Genomic DNA, 16,318 nt, shown 5'->3' with positions numbered 1-16,318 from the left:
TCTCATCGTTGTTGGCACTGACCGCACCGGACCTCCAGCGAGGAGGGAACTGGATACGGCACCAGCAAAGGGGATGGACGCAGATGACCGGGCAACTCAGGCTGGACGACCACCTTCAGCGGTATTCCGAGACGGCGCCGCATGCGCTGGCCGTGGCGTCCGCGGTCGATGCCATCGCGGCGGCCGCGATCGAAATCGCCGATCTCATCGCCACCGGAGACCTTGCGGACGCCTCCGGCCTGACCACCGGCCGCAATAGCGACGGTGACGTCCAGCGCGATCTCGACGTGCAGGCGGATGCGATCCTGCGCCGCTGTCTCGGCAAGCTGCCGATCGCGGCACTGGCGTCGGAGGAGATGCGCGAACCTCAGATCGGCGACCGCAAGGCCAAGATCTGCGTCGCGATCGATCCGCTCGACGGCTCCTCCAACATCGACATCAACATGACCGTAGGCACGATCTTTTCGATCCTGCCCGCGCCTGATGATCTCGCGCTCGCCTTCCATCAGCGCGGCTCGGCGCAGCTCGCGGCGGGGTTCGTCACCTACGGCCCGCAGACCTCGCTGGTGCTGACGCTTGGCGAGGGTGTCGATATCTTCACGCTGGATCGCAAGTCCGGTTGCTTCCGTCTCGCGCGTAGCGCCGTGCAGATCTCCGAGACCTGCGAGGAGTTCGCGATCAACGCCTCGAACCGCCGGCATTGGGAACAGCCGGTGCGCGCCTTCGTCGACGAATGCCTCGCCGGTGTGGAAGGGCAGGCCAACCACAATTTCAACATGCGCTGGGTCGGCTCGCTGGTTGCCGAGGCCTACCGTATCCTCACCCGCGGTGGCGTGTTCCTCTATCCCTCTGATGCACGGCCGGGCTATGGCGACGGCCGCCTGCGCCTCGTCTACGAGGCGCACCCGATGGCTTACATCGTCGAGCAGGCCGGCGGCTCCGCGTCGACCGGGCGCGAACGCATCCTTGAGCTTTCAGCGCAGAGCCTGCACCAGCGCGTGCCGCTGATCATGGGTTCGAACAACGAGGTGCAGCGCGTCGAGGACCTGCATTGCGATCCCTTGCTGGTCGCCAGCGTCTCCGCACCGCTGTTCGCGCGGCGCGGCTTCTTCCGGCTGTAAGCGAGGCATCCCATGTCCAGGAAGCATCCGATCATCTCCATCACCGGCTCTTCCGGCGCGGGCACCACGTCGGTCAAGAAGACTTTCGAACAGATATTCTTCCGCGAGAAGGTCAACGCCGCCTACATCGAAGGCGACGCCTTCCATCGCTACGACCGCGCGGAAATGCGCACGCAGATGGCGAAGGAGGCCGATCGCGGCAACAGGCATTTCAGCCATTTCAGCCCCGAGACCAATCTGTTCGAGGAGCTGGAGCGTGCCTTCCGCGACTATGGCGAGACCGGTACGGCGACGACGCGGCACTATGTCCACGATGCCGAGGAATCCGCGCTGCATGGTGCCGCACCCGGCACCTTCACCGAATGGAAACGGCTGCCGGAGAGCTCCGACCTGCTGTTCTACGAGGGCCTGCATGGCGCGGTCGTCACCGACAAGGTCAATGTCGCGCGCTACGCCGACCTCAAGATCGGCGTCGTGCCCGTCATCAATCTCGAATGGATCCAGAAGCTGCACCGCGACCGCAGTGCGCGAGGTTATTCGACCGAGGCCGTCACCGACACCGTTCTGCGAAGGATGCCCGACTACATCCACTATATCTGTCCGCAGTTCTCCGAGACCGACATCAACTTCCAGCGCGTGCCGACGGTGGACACCTCCAATCCATTCATCGCGCGCTGGATCCCAACGCCGGACGAATCGATGGTCGTGATCCGCTTCAAGAACCCGCGCGGCATCGACTTCCCCTACCTGCTCTCGATGCTGCCGCAAAGCTGGATGTCGCGCGCCAATTCGATCGTGTGCCCCGGCGCGAAGCTCGATCTTGCCATGCAGCTGATCCTGACGCCGCTGATCATGCAGCTCATCGAGCGCAAGCGAAACCTGAAGTGAACGAGGGGAGGATCCGATGAACATCTCCGTCCACGCCGACGCAGACCTTACCGCGGTCACACACAATGATCTCGCCAACGCCGTCCGCTTCCTCGCGGTCGACGCCATCGAGACCTCGCAGTCCGGCCACCCCGGACTGCCCATGGGCATGGCCGATGTCGCCACCGTGCTGTTCTCGCGATTTCTGAAATTCGACTCGGCTCACCCCCACTGGCCGGACCGTGATCGCTTCGTGCTGTCGGCGGGCCATGGCTCGATGCTGCTCTATGCATTGCTCCATCTCACCGGCGGCGACGTCAGCCTCGATGACATCAAGGCCTTCAGGCAATGGGGCTCGAAGACGCCGGGCCATCCGGAATATGGCCATACGCCGGGCGTCGAGACGACGACCGGTCCGCTGGGGCAGGGGATTGCGACCGCGGTCGGCATGGCGCTCGCCGAGCGGATGGGTAATGCGCGGCATGGCGATGGCCTCGTCGATCACTTTACGTATGTTATCGCCGGCGACGGCTGCCTGATGGAAGGCATCAGCCAGGAAGCGATTTCGCTCGCCGGCCATCTCGGGCTCGGCCGCCTGATCGTGCTGTTCGACGACAACGGCATCTCCATTGACGGGCCGACCTCGCTTGCGACCTCCGACGACCAGCTCGCGCGCTTCGCCGCCTCAGGCTGGTCGGTGCGCCGTGTCGATGGGCACGATTCCGAAGCAGTTGCGCAGGCGATAGCCGAGGAGCGTGAGAGCCAAAGACCGTCGCTGATCGCCTGCCGCACCATCATCGGCTATGGCGCGCCGGATCGTCAGGGCACCGAGAAGGCGCACGGCGCGCCGCTCGGCACCGAGCAGACCGCGGCGGCGCGGCGAGCGCTCGGCTGGGACTATCAGCCCTTCGTGGTGCCTGTCACGGTCCTGAAAGCATGGCGGATGATCGGGCAGCGCGGGCAGGTCGAGCGTCTCGCCTGGCTCGATCGCTATGAATGCGCGACGCCTGAGCAGCGCGATCTGTTTGTCGAGGGTAAGTCGGTTGCCCTGCCGAACGCCTATGCCCTGGCCTCGGCGAAGTTGCGCGAGCGCTTTGCCACCGAGCGTCCGAAGCTCGCGACGCGGCAGGCGTCGCAACAGGTGCTCGACGGAATCGCAGGGACGATTCCCGGATTTGTCGGTGGCTCGGCGGACCTCACGCATTCGAACCTGACGCATGCCAAGGCGCAGACCCCGGTCAAGCGCGGCGCGTTCGCCGGCGATTACATCCATTACGGCATCCGCGAGCACGGCATGGCGGCAGCGATGAACGGCCTCGCGTTGCACGGCGGCTTCATTCCCTATGGCGGCACCTTCCTCGCGTTCTCCGATTACAGCCGGCCGGCGATCCGCCTTGCGGCCTTGATGCGGATCCGCGTCATTCATGTGATGACCCATGACTCCATCGGTCTCGGTGAGGACGGCCCGACGCATCAGCCGGTCGAGCATCTCGCAGCGCTTCGCGTCATTCCGAACCTGCTTGTTTTCCGGCCGGCCGACGCGGTTGAGACGCTGGAAGCATGGGACTGCGCGCTCCAAGCTGAAAATCGTCCGTCCGTGCTGTGCCTGTCCCGTCAGGCGCTGCCGACCTTCCGCAGCGACGTGCGCGGTAGAAACCGCGTCGCACGGGGCGCCTATCTGATCGTTTCGCCGGACGGCGGCCGCGACGTGACGCTCATCGCAACGGGTTCGGAAGTGTCTATTGCGCTGGAGGCGGCCCGCCTGCTCGCCACCGAGCACGTCCGCGCGGCCGTAGTCTCCGCGCCCTGCTTCGCGTTGTTCGAGGAGCAGCCGGAGGACTACCGCGCTGCCGTGCTCGGCACTGTGCCACGGGTGGGCATCGAGGCTGCAATCGTCGGCGATTGGCATCGATGGATCGGCACTGACGGCGAATTCATCGGCATGCGCGGCTTTGGTGCCTCGGCGCCAGCCCCGGTGCTCTACCGCGAATTCGGCATCACGCCGCAAAGCGTCGCGGAAGCCGCCCGGCGGGCGATTGCCCGCACAAGCAAGCAATAACAGGAGGAATTGTCGTGGCCCGTATCACCCTTCGTCAGCTGCTCGACCACGCCGCCAGTCACGGCTACGCGGTGCCGGCATTCAACATCAACAACATGGAGCAGGGCATCGCGATCATGCAGGCGGCGGCCGAGGTCGACGCGCCGGTGATCATCCAGGCTTCGCGCGGCGCGCGCAGCTATGCCGGCGACCTCATGCTCTCGCACATGATCGACGCGCTGGAGCGGACCTATCCGGACATCCCGCTCTGCATGCACCAGGACCATGGCAACGACGAAGCGACCTGCGCCTCCGCGATCGCCCACGGCTTCACCTCGGTGATGATGGACGGCTCGCTCAAGGCAGACGCCAAGACCGCGGCCGATTACGACTACAACGTTGCGATCACCAGCCGCGTCGTCGATCTCGCCCATTGGGTCGGTGCCTCCGTCGAAGGCGAGCTCGGCGTGCTCGGCTCGCTCGAGCATGGTGGCGGCGAACAGGAGGATGGTCACGGCGTCGAAGGCACGATCAGCCACGATCAGTTGCTGACGGATCCCGACCAGGCGGTCGACTTCGTCCGCGCCACCAAGGTCGATGCGCTCGCGATCGCGATGGGCACCTCGCACGGCGCCTACAAGTTCAGCCGCAAGCCGGATGGCGACATTCTGGCGATGCGGGTGGTCGAGGAGATTCATCGCCGTCTGCCGAACACGCATCTCGTGATGCACGGCTCTTCCTCGGTGCCGCAGCCGCTCCAGGACATGTTCAATCAGTTCGGCGGCGAGATGCCGCAGACCTGGGGCGTGCCGGTCGAGGAGATCGTCCGCGGCATCAAGAGCGGCGTGCGCAAGGTCAATATCGACACCGACTGCCGGCTGGCGATGACCGCGGTGTTCCGCAAGGTCGCCGCGCAAACGCGCTCCGAGTTCGATCCGCGCAAATTCCTCAAGCCCGCGATGGATGCGATGCGCGAGCTCTGCCGCGAGCGCTTCGAGCAGTTCGGGACTGCAGGCCACGCCAGCCGGATCAAGGTCGTTCCCTTGAGCGAGATGGCGCGGCGCTACCGCGCCGGAGAACTCGATCCCAGCATCGACGCCCGCGAGCCCGTCGCGGCCTAATCATTCAGAGAGAGAAGAGCAGGAGAGAGCCATGAATGCACATGCAGGAACCGTCCGCGGCAAGGAAAGATATCGATCGGGCGTGATGGAATACAAGCGCATGGGCTATTGGGAGCCTGATTACGTGCCAAAGGACACCGATGTCATCGCGCTGTTCCGCGTCACGCCGCAAGAGGGCGTCGACCCGATCGAGGCGTCGGCCGCAGTCGCCGGCGAATCTTCCACCGCGACTTGGACGGTGGTGTGGACCGATCGCCTGACCGCTGCCGAGAAGTATCGCGCAAAATGCTATCGCGTCGATCCGGTGCCGGGCACGCCGGGCTCGTATTTCGCCTACATCGCCTATGACCTCGACCTGTTCGAGCCTGGTTCGATCGCCAACCTCTCGGCCTCGATCATAGGCAATGTGTTCGGCTTCAAGCCGCTGAAGGCGCTGCGTCTGGAAGACATGCGCTTCCCGGTCGCTTATGTGAAGACGTTCCAGGGGCCGGCAACCGGCATCGTGGTCGAGCGCGAGCGGCTCGACAAGTTCGGCCGGCCGCTGCTCGGCGCCACCGTCAAGCCGAAGCTCGGCCTCTCGGGCCGCAATTACGGCCGCGTGGTCTACGAGGCGCTGAAGGGCGGGCTCGACTTCACCAAGGATGACGAGAACATCAACTCGCAGCCCTTCATGCACTGGCGCGACCGCTTCCTCTATTGCATGGAAGCGGTGAACCGCGCACAGGCGGCCTCCGGGGAGGCGAAGGGCACCTACCTGAACATCACCGCTGGAACGATGGAGGACATGTACGAGCGCGCGGAGTTCGCGAAGGAACTCGGGTCGTGCATCGTCATGATCGACCTCGTGATCGGCTACACCGCGATCCAGTCGATGGCGAAATGGGCGCGGCGCAACGACATGATCCTGCATCTGCATCGCGCCGGTCACTCAACCTACACGCGGCAGAAGAGCCACGGCGTGTCGTTCCGCGTCATCGCCAAGTGGATGCGGCTTGCCGGCGTCGACCACATCCATGCCGGCACGGTGGTCGGCAAGCTCGAGGGCGATCCCAACACCACGCGCGGCTATTACGATGTTTGCCGCGAGGACTTCAACCCGACCAGGCTCGAACACGGGCTGTTCTTCGATCAGTCCTGGGCGAGCCTGAACAAGATGATGCCGGTCGCCTCCGGCGGCATCCATGCCGGCCAGATGCATCAGCTGCTCGACCTGCTCGGCGAGGACGTCGTGCTGCAGTTCGGCGGCGGTACCATCGGCCATCCCATGGGCATCGCGGCCGGCGCGATCGCCAACCGCGTGGCGCTGGAAGCGATGATCCTCGCTCGCAACGAGGGCCGCGACTATGTCCACGAAGGTCCGGAGATCCTGGCCAGGGCGGCCGAGACCTGCACACCGCTGAAAGCTGCACTCGAGGTCTGGAAGGACGTCTCCTTCAATTATGAATCCACCGACACGCCTGACTTCGTGCCGACCGCGCTCGAAACCGTTTGAGGAGATTTGACATGAAGCTGACCCAAGGCTGCTTCTCGTTCCTGCCAGATCTGACCGATGACCAGATCACCAAGCAAGTGCAGTATTGCCTGACCAACGGCTGGGCGGTGAACATCGAGTTCACCGACGATCCGCATCCCCGCAACACCTATTGGGAGATGTGGGGCCTGCCGATGTTCGATCTCCAGGACGCCGCCGGCGTGATGATGGAGCTCGCCGAATGCCGCAGAGTGTATGGCGACCGCTACATCCGTCTCAGCGGCTTCGACTCCAGCCATGGCTGGGAATCGGTTCGGATCTCGTTCATCGTCAATCGCCCGCCGCAGGAAGCCGAGTTCGAGCTGGTGCGGCAGGAGGTGGGCGGACGCGCGATCCGGTACACCACTGTGCGCCGGCAGCCCGCGCACGCGCCAACCTAAGTCATTCTCCTCCGCGCGGAGCACTCCCTGCTCCGTTTCCTTGGCGGACCACTGCTTCGCCGCTCCCCCGCGGCGAAGCCCTTTTCTTCGAGGTGCCGATGCTGGATGTTCCCCACGCAATGACCACTGAGCCCGGCGAGACCAGTTTCGATCTCCGCAAGGAGGCCGAAGAGGCTGGAATCACCGGCACGTTGCAGCAGCTCGAGCAGGAGCTGATCGGATTGAAGCCGGTGAAGAACCGCGTGCGCCAGATCGCGTCGCTCTTGCTGATCGAACGTATCCGGCAGCGTGCGGGACTGGCTTCGTCGCCGCCGACGCTGCACATGTCGTTCACCGGCAATCCCGGCACCGGTAAGACGACCGTCGCGTTGCGCATGGCAAAGATCCTGCACGGCCTCGGCTTCGTGCGGCGCGGGCAGGTGATCTCGGTGACGCGCGACGATCTCGTCGGCCAGTATATCGGCCACACCGCGCCCAAGACGAAGGAGATCCTGAAGAAGGCGATGGGCGGCGTGCTGTTCATCGACGAGGCCTATTATCTCCATCGGCCGGACAACGAGCGCGACTACGGCCAGGAGGCGATCGAGATTCTGCTGCAGGTGATGGAAAATCAGCGCGAGGACCTCGTCGTGATCCTTGCCGGCTATGGCGAGCGGATGACGAGCTTCTTCGCCTCCAATCCCGGCTTCCGTTCGCGCATCGCCCACCACATCGACTTTCCGGACTATGCGGAAGCCGAGCTGCTCGTCATCGCCGAGCTGATGCTGAAGGAACGGGGTTATCGCCTCTCGGCGGCGGCGCGTGAGGCGTTCGAGAAATATATTGCGCTGCGTCGGACCCAACCGTTCTTCTCCAATGCGCGATCTATCCGCAACGCCGTCGACCGCATCCGCCTGCGGCAGGCCGATCGCCTGGTATCCGATCTCGATCGCATGCTCGACATCGCCGACCTCGAAACGATCGATCCCATGGACGTCCTGGCGAGCCGCGTCTTCAGCGGCGGTGCCGACGCGCAGGGGAGTGCGAAGCCATGACCAGAGAAATCCTCATCGCGCCGTCGATCCTGGCTGCGGATTTCGCGCGCCTCGGCGAGGAGATCGCAGCGATCGACGCTGCGGGCGCCGACTGGATTCATTGCGACGTCATGGACGGGCATTTCGTCCCGAACATCAGTTATGGCGCGGACGTCATCAAGGCGATCCGGCCGCTGACGAAGAAAATATTCGATGTGCATCTCATGATCGCGCCGGCCGATCCCTATCTCGAGGCGTTCGCGAAGGCCGGCGCGGATCTCATTACGGTGCATGCCGAAGCGGGTCCGCACCTCGATCGCTCGCTCCAGGCCATCCGCGCGCTCGGCAAGAAAGCCGGCGTCAGCCTGTGTCCCGCCACTCCCGAAAGCGCGATCGAGTATGTGCTCGATCGTCTCGATCTCGTCCTGGTGATGACGGTCAATCCGGGTTTTGGCGGCCAGTCCTTCCTCGAGTCCCAGCTCGAGAAGATCGCGCGCATCCGAAGCATGATCGGCGACCGGCCGATCCGGCTCGAGGTTGACGGCGGCATCACGCGCGACAATGCTGCTGCCGTGGCCGCTGCGGGCGCCGATACGCTTGTAGCGGGCTCCGCCGTGTTTCGCGGCAAGAGCAGCGCGGACTATGCCGGCAACATCGCGGCTATCCGCGCCGCTGCGGAAGCCGGCAGGGTTCCGAAGCTGCAACATAGTTCGGCGCAGACGATCCGAGCCGGTGAGCCCGCGCTCATCCGGTAGACTACCCGGTACACATTGGCCCGCGGTAAGGTTCCGAAGCGTTGAGTCCGCGCTGGTTGGAACTTTCGCCTAAATGCGCGTTTGCCTAGAATCAAGCGCGTCTAGCGCGCGGCGGGCGCAGCAAATCTTTTGCACAACCGCCATCGCCCTGACGCAAATAAGGGCGATAAGCTCTGTGTGAATGCGAGGGAGGGTCTCATGGATAACGTACGTCGTTACCGCGCGCTGGCGTCCCTCTGTCGTCAGCAGGCCGCCTACCGGCCGCTCCAGAGCTGGGAACTGCTCGGCCAGGCCGAACATTTCGAATATCTCGCCGAAGTCGAACTCAAGGCGCATTTCGACGCGTGCAATGCGCCACACGACGAGGACGGCGTCGAGGCCACGGCGTGGGAGAGACCCGCCGCGGCGTGACCGTCCAACTTGTTCGAACATGACCCGAACTTGCCGATGCCGGCACCGCTCAAGGACGCGGTTGTCAGCCCGAACGACAAGGCTTGTGACCGGCCCGTCCTGGATCAGCCCTCGATTAATGCGACATCAGCGTCGGGACGGTCATGGCTTCCAGCATGGCGCGGGTGACGCCGCCGAGGAACCGCTCCTGCAATCGCGAATGGCCGTAGCCGCCCATGACCAGAAGATCGAGGCGCTCATCGGCTGCAAGCGACAGCATGGTCGGCTGAATGTCAGAGCGCGTGGCCGACAGGTTGACGGTGCGGGTGGATAGTCCGCGCCGGCCGAGGTGCCTTGCCAGATTGCGCGTCGAGACCTCGTCGGGAACCATGTCTGTTTCGTTGATAGCAATGATCACGATCTCCTCGGCACGGGCCAGGAATGGTGCGGCGTCGCGCATGGCGCGCGCGGCGAGGCGGCTGCCGTCCCAGCAGATGCCGATCCGTTTCGCCTTGAAGGCTCCATGGAAGGTGTAGGGCAGGAAAAGCACCGGGCCGCCCGCCTGGAACAGGATCTCGCGGGGCACATCGTTGTCGAGTGAGGCTTGCGCCGGGTCCGGCTGGAGCACGATGCTGAGATCGTGCAGCCGCGCCATCTCGCCGAGCAAGCCGACCGCATCCCCCGGCATCGTCCCGAGCGGGTGGCATGTGTAGGAAATGCCGGCGTTCATCGCTTCGTTCTTGAATACCGCGAGCGCCGCCTCGGCCCGCTCCACTGCGCTCTCGCGCTCCAGCTCGAACACCGCCGCCACCGCGGCGCCGCCCTCCATGATATAGGCCGCGCTGGTTGCCACATAGCCAACCGCGACTGCATCGAGATGGGCGTCGAGGCCCGCCGCGAGCGAGATCGAGCCATCGATCACCGGGCGCACCGGGCGCTCGGTGGGGATGTGGACGAGAATGTCTTTGTACATGACGCGCCTCCGACGGACATCATCCGGTGGCTGCAGTCTTTCACGGTGCGCAGGGGCCGCGTTGAGCTGCATCAAACGTGCAGCCTCGAGTTTTGGACCTTCGCCGGCCCCGGCTACTTTGCCAAGATTTAACCGCGCGGACGGGACGCTGTAAGGTGGCGACCACCATGTTGGGTGCAAGGCGACTTACCCAACATGGACATATCGACATGAGCGATCACGCCAATTCCGACACCACAACGTCCCGCAAGGTCCTGAGGCCACGCCGGCTCGCGCTGCTCGGCACCGTGGCCGCGCTTGGCGTGGCCGTGCTGGCGACTGCACCCGGCTCTTCGCCGTTCAGCGCGAGCTCCTTCATCGCGCCCGCCCAGGCCGCGGAGCCCACCGCGACACCGCCGGGCTTCGGCGACCTCGTCAGCAAGGTCAAACCCGCCGTCATCTCGGTGCGGGTCAGGATCGACCAGGACAACGACAAGAGCGCGATGCTGCAACAGAACCGGATGGATTCGGACGAGGCGACGCCGTTCGACCAGTTCTCGCGGCAGTTCGGCTTCCGCGGCCCGGGTGGCATGGAGGGCATGCCGCGCCATCACCGCCAGATGATCACGGGTGAGGGCTCCGGCTTCTTCATCTCCGCCGACGGCTATGCCGTGACCAACAACCACGTCGTCGATCACGCCGAGTCGGTGCAAGTGACGATGGACGACGGCACGATCTACAGCGCGAAAGTGGTCGGCACCGATCCGAAGACCGATCTCGCGCTGATCAAGGTCGAGGGTAAGAAGGATTTTCCGTTCGTCAAATTCTCGGACCAGAAGCCGCGTATCGGCGACTGGGTCGTCGCGGTCGGCAATCCCTTCGGCCTCGGCGGCACCGTGACCGCCGGCATCGTCTCGGCCAGCGGCCGCGACATCGGCAACGGTCCCTATGACGACTTCATCCAGATCGACGCGCCGATCAACAAGGGCAATTCCGGCGGCCCGGCCTTCGACATGAACGGCAACGTGATCGGCGTGAACACCGCGATCTTCTCGCCCTCCGGTGGCTCTGTCGGCATCGGCTTCGACATTCCGGCCTCGACTGCAAAGCTCGTTGTCGCACAGTTGAAGGACAAGGGCGCGGTCACTCGCGGCTGGCTCGGCGTGCAGGTGCAGCCGGTGACATCGGATATCGCCGACAGCCTCGGCCTCAAGGAGGCGCGCGGCGCGATCGTCGACAATCCGCAGGACGGCAGCCCGGCGGCGAAGGCGGGCATCGAGGCGGGCGACGTCATCACCGCCGTCAATGGCACCGCGATCAAGGATTCCCGCGATCTCGCCCGCACCATCGCCACCCTGGCGCCGGGCACGTCTGTGAAGCTCGACGTCGTCCACAAGGGCGACAGCAAGACGGTGACACTGGCGCTCGGCGAGTTGCCGAACGAGCGGCAGGCCAGAGCCGACGAGGGCAAGTCGCAGCCGGATGCCGGCATGCCGCCGCGTCTCGGGCTCAGCCTGGCTCCGGCCGGCGACGTGCAGGGCGCCGGCCAGAAGGGCGTCGTCGTCACTGAAGTCGATCCGCAAGGGCCGGCCGCGCAACGCGGCATCCAGACCGGCGACGTCATCCTCAATGTGGGCGGCAAGGCTGTCGCCAATATCGGCGATGTCCGTTCGGAGCTGGCGCAGGCGAAATCGTCCGGCAAGCGCAGCGTGCTGCTGCAGGTCAGAAGCGCGCAGGCGACCCGTTTCGTCGCGGTGCCGCTCGCATAAGGCGAACGTCGATCGGCGCAACTCCAAAAGGGCGGCTCACGGGCCGCCTTTCCTGTTCGCCTTCAGGATTCCGGATGTCCGCCGATAACATTCTCGTTAACGGCAGTGAGGATGACCCGGTTCGTCCGAAAAAGCCGTGTTCGCTCATCACAATTCCGGGTCAGGTAGGGACTCGGCGGCAATGAAGCCGCCGGGACGATTGCAAGCGTGGAACTTCGAACTTGCCGCCGCTGAGCTGGACCGGTCGGCAATTCGTATTTGATCGGTGCCGACATGGATCGATTGAAGCTCTCGCTGAGGACTGCGCTGCTCGTGGCGCCATTCGTGCTGTGGGGCGGAATCGCTCTCGGGCGTGACGACGGCCGCTACGCGGACTCTCCCCTCAAGCCATGGTTCGACGGTCTGCGCAGCCATCTCGGTCCGTGCTGCTCAGATGCGGATGGGTTTGCCGTCGCCGATCCCGATTGGGACTCGCACAATGGACATTATCGCGTGCGGCTCGACGGCGAGTGGGTCGACGTCCCGGACGAAGCCGTGATCACCGAGCCGAACCGGGCCGGCCGCACCATGGTGTGGCCGGTGAAGACCGCGTTCGGCGTTTCGATCCGCTGCTTCATGCCGGGCAGCATGATCTGACGGAGGTCAGCGCGACCGTTTGGAGGATTTGCGCTTCGACGTCTTCTTCGAAGTCTTTCTCGAAGTCTTCTTGGATGTTTTCCGAGATGTCTTCTTTGACGTCTTCTTGGACGTCTTTCGCTTCGCGGCTTTCTTCGGGACCTTCTTGCCCTTCTTGCGCGCTTTCGACAGGCCGATCGCGATTGCCTGCTTGCGGCTCTTCACGCGTCCGCCTCGACCGCCCGGTCCGCTTTTCGCGGTACCCTTCTTGTAGCGCTTCATCTCGCCTTCGACGTCGCTGCCGGAGCTGCGCGAGTAGCGGCGCTTCTTTGCCTTGCGTGCCATGCATGTTCTCCCTTGGCCTGGAAAACAATCCGAGACAGGCATGGTTCCGAAAGCGCGCATGCACGTCCCGGATACGCGGCTTAGTCTAGAACGAATCCGCCAGCTCGATCTCGGCTTCCAGCACCTGAATGCGCCGTGCTGCCTCGCTGGAGGACAGATCCCGCGCATATTGCGCGGGCTGATACGCCTCTTCGCTCAGCCGTTTCAGCCGGAGGCCCTGCGCCCGCGTCATCTGCTCGGTGAGGAAAGTCTTGGCGGTGAGGAGAGTCTTGGCGTCGTATTTACCCTGAACCTGCATGTCGCTTCTCCCTTCTGAAATCGTGACTTGACTATATGTTCTTATTTTGTTCTAACAAGTCATGGACAACAGAATTAATGAAATTCGACGTAAAATCAGCGCCTTGAGGCTGGAAATGGCCGATATCGAGGCGTCCGTGCGTGAGCTCGTCGACCGCGATCGCGACTGCACAGAGAAGGCCCTGGCGCAGATGGATCTGCGCCGGAAAATCAATCTGCTGATCGGCGAATGGAAGGCTGCAGGTGGCGGCGATGTCCTGCCGAATGTCCGCGATAGGATGCGCCTTCGTTCCGCGAAGACATCAGGTAGTCCTCTGCGCGTGATCGCGCGCCGCTGAGAGCTTTGGGAGCGCACGGTGGAGGAAGACCCGGATGCGTACCGGATTCTAAAGCTGCGCGCCGAGATTCTCGAACTGGGCTCTGCGATCCGGCAGCTGCAACGGGAGGGGCTCGACGACGCCGCGGCCCAGCTCTTGATCGCGCGCAAGCGCGCACGACTCGATCATCTGGTGAGAGCTGATCCCGCCAGCGTCCATCCTGACATCCTGGGAAGCCATCGTAGCTGAAGCCTGCGCGCAACGCGGCCCGAGAAAAAGTTCGTTCGAACACCATAAGCAAAAAGGCCCCGCGATCGCGGGGCCTCTATGAGTTGGACGAACAAAAAGCTACTTGGTGTTGCTCATGCCGCCCTTGTTGTTCGTCATGGTGCCGCCCTGATCGGAGCCGGGACCGGAGCCGCCCTGACCGGAGGGATCAGCACCCTTGGAGGACTTGGTGTTGGCGCCTGTGGTGGTTTGCGACGATGACATCGAGGATCCGTGTTTTGCCTTGTGCGACTTGGCCTGCACGGCGAACGGTGCGGCGGCGAGGCCGGTGGCCAACATCACGGCAAGAGCGAGCTTGGTGGTCTTCATGTGCGGGAACTCCCTGAGTTGAATTGACGCAGGCAGCCAACTGCCATTCGTCGCAGGAGTTCCGAACAAAGAAGTTCCGGTAAATCTCGCATCCTTCAAGATTGCTTGTCCTCTGCGAGGATGAATACGACGCCGGTGAGTGTCGCCCCGATCGCGAACGTCGTCACCAATGTGAGGGCGAAAACGACAACGGCCTGGCTTCCGCCGTGATTCAGCAAATTGGCGACGGCTGGATTGGACAGCACGAGCAAGAGGCTGAAAGCGAGCCCTAAGGCTGCGCCCATCATGGCGTGCGTCATCAGCTTGACGAGCCCGCTCGGAGAGATCAGGTCCGACGACTTTTTCGCGCGCATGGAACTCTATCCCGATCTCGCAAGCAACGCCTGCGACACGCGCTGGTTCCACCCGCATGAAGGAATCATTATCGCCCGCTTCATCCGACGTTCATGCCGGTTGGGCGAGAATGACCGCGCAACACGGGAACATTCGATATGGGTAAGGTGGTCTTTCTCTATCGCTCTCTGGCTTATCGCAACGCCGCCGCGGACATCCTCCGCAAAGCGCGCAAGCTGCCCCGCGGCGCGGAGCGAAGCGCGGCGTGCCGCTATGCCAAGGCGCTGCGCGATCTCGCCCAAACGGAAGCCTGGCTCGAAGGACGGGTCGCGCGCGAGCCGCAAACGACGCAGCGCAGGAAGAGTGCGGCCTCCGGTTAACCGGACGCGCGCTGCAATTCGGCGGAGCTCGCGGCTTCGAAGTTGCCGGGCGCGGTCGTCGCGGCAGTCTTGCGGACCAACGGCACCTCGAGCCGGCACAACAGACCCTCGGCGCGCCAATCGAATCGCGCTTGCCCGCCGAGCTGGGACTCGACGCTCGCAAGCAGGCTCCGCGTACCAAAGCCGCGGGATTTCGGCGTCATGACGAGCGGGCCGCCGGACTCCTCCCAGGTCAGCGTGAGCAGCTCATCCTCGACCTGCCAACCGATCGCGAGCCGTCCCGTCCGCGTCGAGAGCGCGCCATACTTCGCCGAGTTGGTGAAAAGCTCATGCAGGGCCAGCGCCAGCGTCTGGGCGGTTGCCGGCAGCAACTGAACTTCGGACCCCGCCAATTTGATCTGGCCGCCGAGGGAATAGGGCGCAAGCTCCTCGTCGATCAGCTTCGAGAGTTCGGCACCCTGCCAGCTCGACAGCGACAGGATCGTATGCACGCGCGCCAGTGCATTGATGCGTCCCTCGACGGCGCTGACATAGGCTTTGACTTCGTCGGCGCGGGTGAGGCGCACGATCGATTGCGCCAGCGCAAGCGCATTCTTGGCGCGATGATCGACTTCCCGCGCCAGGAGAGTCTGCCGTTCCTCGGCGCGCTTGCGTTCGGTGATGTCCACCGTCACGCCACTGACGCGCATCACCCGACCGCTCTCGTCAACCGTGGCGGCGGCCGTGCCGACACACCAGCGCACGTCGCCGTCGGGCCGCACGATGCGGAACTCAGTTTCATAGGAGCGTGTGCCCTTGTTGAATTCGGCGATCGCCTTGCGCAACCGATCGACGTCATCCGGATGCAACAGCGCCTGAACGTTGGCCGGATTCACCTCGAAGCTCTCCGGGCCAACACCAAAGATGCGGTATTGCCCCTCGTCCCACATCCAGTCGCCGGTGATCCAGTCCCAGTCCCACGAACCCATCTTGCCGGCGGCGATCGCCATGCTGCGCCGCTCTTCGCTCTCGCGGAGCTTTGCGGTGGAATTCTCCAGCTCGGCGGTGCGTGCACGCACGCGGTCCTCGAGATCCTGGTTCAGCCGTTCGAGTTCGCGCGTCTTGCGATAGAGCTCTGCAAACACCTTGACCTTGGCGCGCAGCACCTCCGGCACGACCGGCACCGGGACGTAGTCGACAGCGCCCATCTCGTAGCCGCGCAGGCGGTCGATGTCGCTGACTTGAATGGCCGAGATGAAGATCATCGCGGTCTTCTGGAAGCGCGGGTGCTCGCGGATCATCGCGGCGAGCTCGAAGCCGTCGAGCTCGGGCATGCAGACGTCGACCAGGATCACCGCGATCTCGGTCTTGAGCAGCACCTCCAGAGCCTCGCGACCGGACGAGGCGATCACGAGGTTCTGGCCGAGATCCTTCAGGATCACCTCATAGGCGAGCAGCTTGGCCGGCTGGTCGTCGACGAGGAGGATGTTGACCTTTTCGTGGTCCATACGGGCATCC

The 16,318-nt window shown here is 64.1% G+C and carries 20 protein-coding genes; 14 read left to right on the top strand and 6 right to left on the bottom strand.

Annotation, left to right across the window (positions count from 1 at the left end):
- The first annotated feature begins 83 nt into the window (after positions 1-83).
- From IVB48_RS10330 to IVB48_RS10290, 9 genes are all read left to right on the top strand, one after another.
- Complete coding sequence (locus IVB48_RS10330) at positions 84-1,121, top strand: class 1 fructose-bisphosphatase (protein ID WP_247356953.1); 1,038 nt, start codon at positions 84-86, stop codon at positions 1,119-1,121.
- Positions 1,122-1,133: 12 nt separating this feature from the next.
- Complete coding sequence (locus tag IVB48_RS10325) at positions 1,134-2,009, top strand: phosphoribulokinase (protein ID WP_063993396.1); 876 nt, start codon at positions 1,134-1,136, stop codon at positions 2,007-2,009.
- 16 nt (positions 2,010-2,025) lie between these two features.
- On the top strand, positions 2,026-4,047 hold the full coding sequence (gene tkt, locus IVB48_RS10320; RefSeq protein ID WP_247399792.1) for a transketolase: 2,022 nt from the start codon (positions 2,026-2,028) through the stop codon (positions 4,045-4,047).
- 14 nt (positions 4,048-4,061) lie between these two features.
- The gene (gene fba, locus IVB48_RS10315; RefSeq protein WP_247399790.1) at positions 4,062-5,147 is read left to right on the top strand and encodes a class II fructose-bisphosphate aldolase; all 1,086 of its coding nucleotides are present in this window, start codon (positions 4,062-4,064) and stop codon (positions 5,145-5,147) included.
- Positions 5,148-5,178: 31 nt separating this feature from the next.
- Positions 5,179-6,639 carry a form I ribulose bisphosphate carboxylase large subunit gene (locus tag IVB48_RS10310; protein ID WP_247356948.1) on the top strand — a complete coding sequence of 487 codons (1,461 nt, stop codon included), beginning with the start codon at positions 5,179-5,181 and terminating at the stop codon, positions 6,637-6,639.
- Between the two features lie 11 nt (positions 6,640-6,650).
- On the top strand, positions 6,651-7,058 hold the full coding sequence (locus tag IVB48_RS10305; RefSeq protein WP_007594833.1) for a ribulose bisphosphate carboxylase small subunit: 408 nt from the start codon (positions 6,651-6,653) through the stop codon (positions 7,056-7,058).
- A 98-nt stretch (positions 7,059-7,156) separates the two neighbouring features.
- Positions 7,157-8,092: a CbbX protein gene (gene cbbX, locus IVB48_RS10300; protein ID WP_247399788.1), complete on the top strand. Its 936-nt coding sequence runs from the start codon at positions 7,157-7,159 to the stop codon at positions 8,090-8,092.
- Entirely contained in the window at positions 8,089-8,826 is a 738-nt protein-coding gene (gene rpe, locus IVB48_RS10295; protein ID WP_247399786.1) for a ribulose-phosphate 3-epimerase, read from the top strand. The genes cbbX and rpe overlap by 4 nt, the downstream gene beginning before the upstream one ends.
- 198 nt (positions 8,827-9,024) lie before the next feature.
- Positions 9,025-9,237, top strand: coding sequence for a hypothetical protein (locus IVB48_RS10290; RefSeq protein ID WP_063993392.1), 213 nt, complete (start codon positions 9,025-9,027; stop codon positions 9,235-9,237).
- Positions 9,238-9,352: 115 nt separating this feature from the next.
- On the opposite strand, the gene IVB48_RS10285 is transcribed toward IVB48_RS10290, so the two are convergent.
- Positions 9,353-10,189, bottom strand: a complete 837-nt coding sequence (locus IVB48_RS10285) for a universal stress protein (protein ID WP_247400006.1) — start codon at positions 10,187-10,189, stop codon at positions 9,353-9,355.
- Positions 10,190-10,398: 209 nt separating this feature from the next.
- Between IVB48_RS10285 and IVB48_RS10280 the strand changes: the two genes are divergently transcribed.
- Together IVB48_RS10280 and IVB48_RS10275 are read left to right on the top strand one after the other, a co-directional pair.
- The gene (locus IVB48_RS10280) at positions 10,399-11,937 is read left to right on the top strand and encodes a Do family serine endopeptidase (RefSeq protein ID WP_247399784.1); all 1,539 of its coding nucleotides are present in this window, start codon (positions 10,399-10,401) and stop codon (positions 11,935-11,937) included.
- Between the two features lie 273 nt (positions 11,938-12,210).
- On the top strand, positions 12,211-12,573 hold the full coding sequence (locus tag IVB48_RS10275; protein ID WP_027568670.1) for a hypothetical protein: 363 nt from the start codon (positions 12,211-12,213) through the stop codon (positions 12,571-12,573).
- A gap of 6 nt (positions 12,574-12,579) precedes the next feature.
- Here the strand turns inward: IVB48_RS10275 and IVB48_RS10270 are convergent, their stop codons facing one another.
- On the bottom strand, positions 12,580-12,897 hold the full coding sequence (locus IVB48_RS10270; RefSeq protein WP_027568671.1) for a DUF6496 domain-containing protein: 318 nt from the start codon (positions 12,895-12,897) through the stop codon (positions 12,580-12,582).
- Between the two features lie 85 nt (positions 12,898-12,982).
- Complete coding sequence (locus IVB48_RS10265; RefSeq protein ID WP_027568672.1) at positions 12,983-13,195, bottom strand: DUF3072 domain-containing protein; 213 nt, start codon at positions 13,193-13,195, stop codon at positions 12,983-12,985.
- Between the two features lie 115 nt (positions 13,196-13,310).
- Here IVB48_RS10265 and IVB48_RS10260 point away from each other — a divergent pair, with 115 nt between their 5' ends.
- Together IVB48_RS10260 and IVB48_RS10255 are read left to right on the top strand one after the other, a co-directional pair.
- Positions 13,311-13,532, top strand: coding sequence for a hypothetical protein (locus IVB48_RS10260; RefSeq protein WP_247400005.1), 222 nt, complete (start codon positions 13,311-13,313; stop codon positions 13,530-13,532).
- 18 nt (positions 13,533-13,550) lie between these two features.
- The gene (locus IVB48_RS10255) at positions 13,551-13,760 is read left to right on the top strand and encodes a hypothetical protein (protein ID WP_247399783.1); all 210 of its coding nucleotides are present in this window, start codon (positions 13,551-13,553) and stop codon (positions 13,758-13,760) included.
- Positions 13,761-13,859: 99 nt separating this feature from the next.
- Here IVB48_RS10255 and IVB48_RS10250 read toward each other — a convergent pair whose 3' ends face one another.
- Both IVB48_RS10250 and IVB48_RS10245 read right to left on the bottom strand, forming a co-directional pair.
- Positions 13,860-14,108, bottom strand: coding sequence for a hypothetical protein (locus tag IVB48_RS10250; RefSeq protein WP_007594791.1), 249 nt, complete (start codon positions 14,106-14,108; stop codon positions 13,860-13,862).
- 95 nt (positions 14,109-14,203) lie between these two features.
- Positions 14,204-14,461: a hypothetical protein gene (locus IVB48_RS10245; protein ID WP_247399782.1), complete on the bottom strand. Its 258-nt coding sequence runs from the start codon at positions 14,459-14,461 to the stop codon at positions 14,204-14,206.
- 138 nt (positions 14,462-14,599) lie between these two features.
- Between IVB48_RS10245 and IVB48_RS10240 the strand changes: the two genes are divergently transcribed.
- Positions 14,600-14,821: a hypothetical protein gene (locus IVB48_RS10240; RefSeq protein WP_018456200.1), complete on the top strand. Its 222-nt coding sequence runs from the start codon at positions 14,600-14,602 to the stop codon at positions 14,819-14,821.
- Here the strand turns inward: IVB48_RS10240 and IVB48_RS10235 are convergent.
- Positions 14,818-16,308, bottom strand: coding sequence for an HWE histidine kinase domain-containing protein (locus IVB48_RS10235; RefSeq protein WP_027568677.1), 1,491 nt, complete (start codon positions 16,306-16,308; stop codon positions 14,818-14,820). The two genes, IVB48_RS10240 and IVB48_RS10235, sit on opposite strands and share 4 nt — an antisense overlap.
- Between the last annotated feature and the right edge of the window lie 10 nt (positions 16,309-16,318).

It is taken from the genome of Bradyrhizobium sp. 76, assembly GCF_023073025.1.
Taxonomy (GTDB): domain Bacteria; phylum Pseudomonadota; class Alphaproteobacteria; order Rhizobiales; family Xanthobacteraceae; genus Bradyrhizobium.
This window is presented reverse-complemented; position numbering and strand designations above follow the sequence as displayed.

What these genes read in the sequence shown, in the direction of transcription:
- IVB48_RS10330 (WP_247356953.1), top strand. Translation starts at nt 84, where the DNA reads ATGACCGGGCAACTCAGGCTGGACGACCACCTTCAGCGGTATTCCGAG.
- IVB48_RS10325 (WP_063993396.1), top strand. Translation starts at nt 1,134, where the DNA reads ATGTCCAGGAAGCATCCGATCATCTCCATCACCGGCTCTTCCGGCGCG.
- tkt (WP_247399792.1), top strand. Translation starts at nt 2,026, where the DNA reads ATGAACATCTCCGTCCACGCCGACGCAGACCTTACCGCGGTCACACAC.
- IVB48_RS10310 (WP_247356948.1), top strand. Translation starts at nt 5,179, where the DNA reads ATGAATGCACATGCAGGAACCGTCCGCGGCAAGGAAAGATATCGATCG.
- IVB48_RS10305 (WP_007594833.1), top strand. Translation starts at nt 6,651, where the DNA reads ATGAAGCTGACCCAAGGCTGCTTCTCGTTCCTGCCAGATCTGACCGAT.
- cbbX (WP_247399788.1), top strand. Translation starts at nt 7,157, where the DNA reads ATGCTGGATGTTCCCCACGCAATGACCACTGAGCCCGGCGAGACCAGT.
- rpe (WP_247399786.1), top strand. Translation starts at nt 8,089, where the DNA reads ATGACCAGAGAAATCCTCATCGCGCCGTCGATCCTGGCTGCGGATTTC.
- IVB48_RS10290 (WP_063993392.1), top strand. Translation starts at nt 9,025, where the DNA reads ATGGATAACGTACGTCGTTACCGCGCGCTGGCGTCCCTCTGTCGTCAG.
- IVB48_RS10285 (WP_247400006.1), bottom strand. Translation starts at nt 10,189, where the DNA reads ATGTACAAAGACATTCTCGTCCACATCCCCACCGAGCGCCCGGTGCGC.
- IVB48_RS10280 (WP_247399784.1), top strand. Translation starts at nt 10,399, where the DNA reads ATGAGCGATCACGCCAATTCCGACACCACAACGTCCCGCAAGGTCCTG.
- IVB48_RS10275 (WP_027568670.1), top strand. Translation starts at nt 12,211, where the DNA reads ATGGATCGATTGAAGCTCTCGCTGAGGACTGCGCTGCTCGTGGCGCCA.
- IVB48_RS10270 (WP_027568671.1), bottom strand. Translation starts at nt 12,897, where the DNA reads ATGGCACGCAAGGCAAAGAAGCGCCGCTACTCGCGCAGCTCCGGCAGC.
- IVB48_RS10265 (WP_027568672.1), bottom strand. Translation starts at nt 13,195, where the DNA reads ATGCAGGTTCAGGGTAAATACGACGCCAAGACTCTCCTCACCGCCAAG.
- IVB48_RS10260 (WP_247400005.1), top strand. Translation starts at nt 13,311, where the DNA reads ATGGCCGATATCGAGGCGTCCGTGCGTGAGCTCGTCGACCGCGATCGC.
- IVB48_RS10250 (WP_007594791.1), bottom strand. Translation starts at nt 14,108, where the DNA reads ATGAAGACCACCAAGCTCGCTCTTGCCGTGATGTTGGCCACCGGCCTC.
- IVB48_RS10245 (WP_247399782.1), bottom strand. Translation starts at nt 14,461, where the DNA reads ATGCGCGCGAAAAAGTCGTCGGACCTGATCTCTCCGAGCGGGCTCGTC.
- IVB48_RS10240 (WP_018456200.1), top strand. Translation starts at nt 14,600, where the DNA reads ATGGGTAAGGTGGTCTTTCTCTATCGCTCTCTGGCTTATCGCAACGCC.
- IVB48_RS10235 (WP_027568677.1), bottom strand. Translation starts at nt 16,308, where the DNA reads ATGGACCACGAAAAGGTCAACATCCTCCTCGTCGACGACCAGCCGGCC.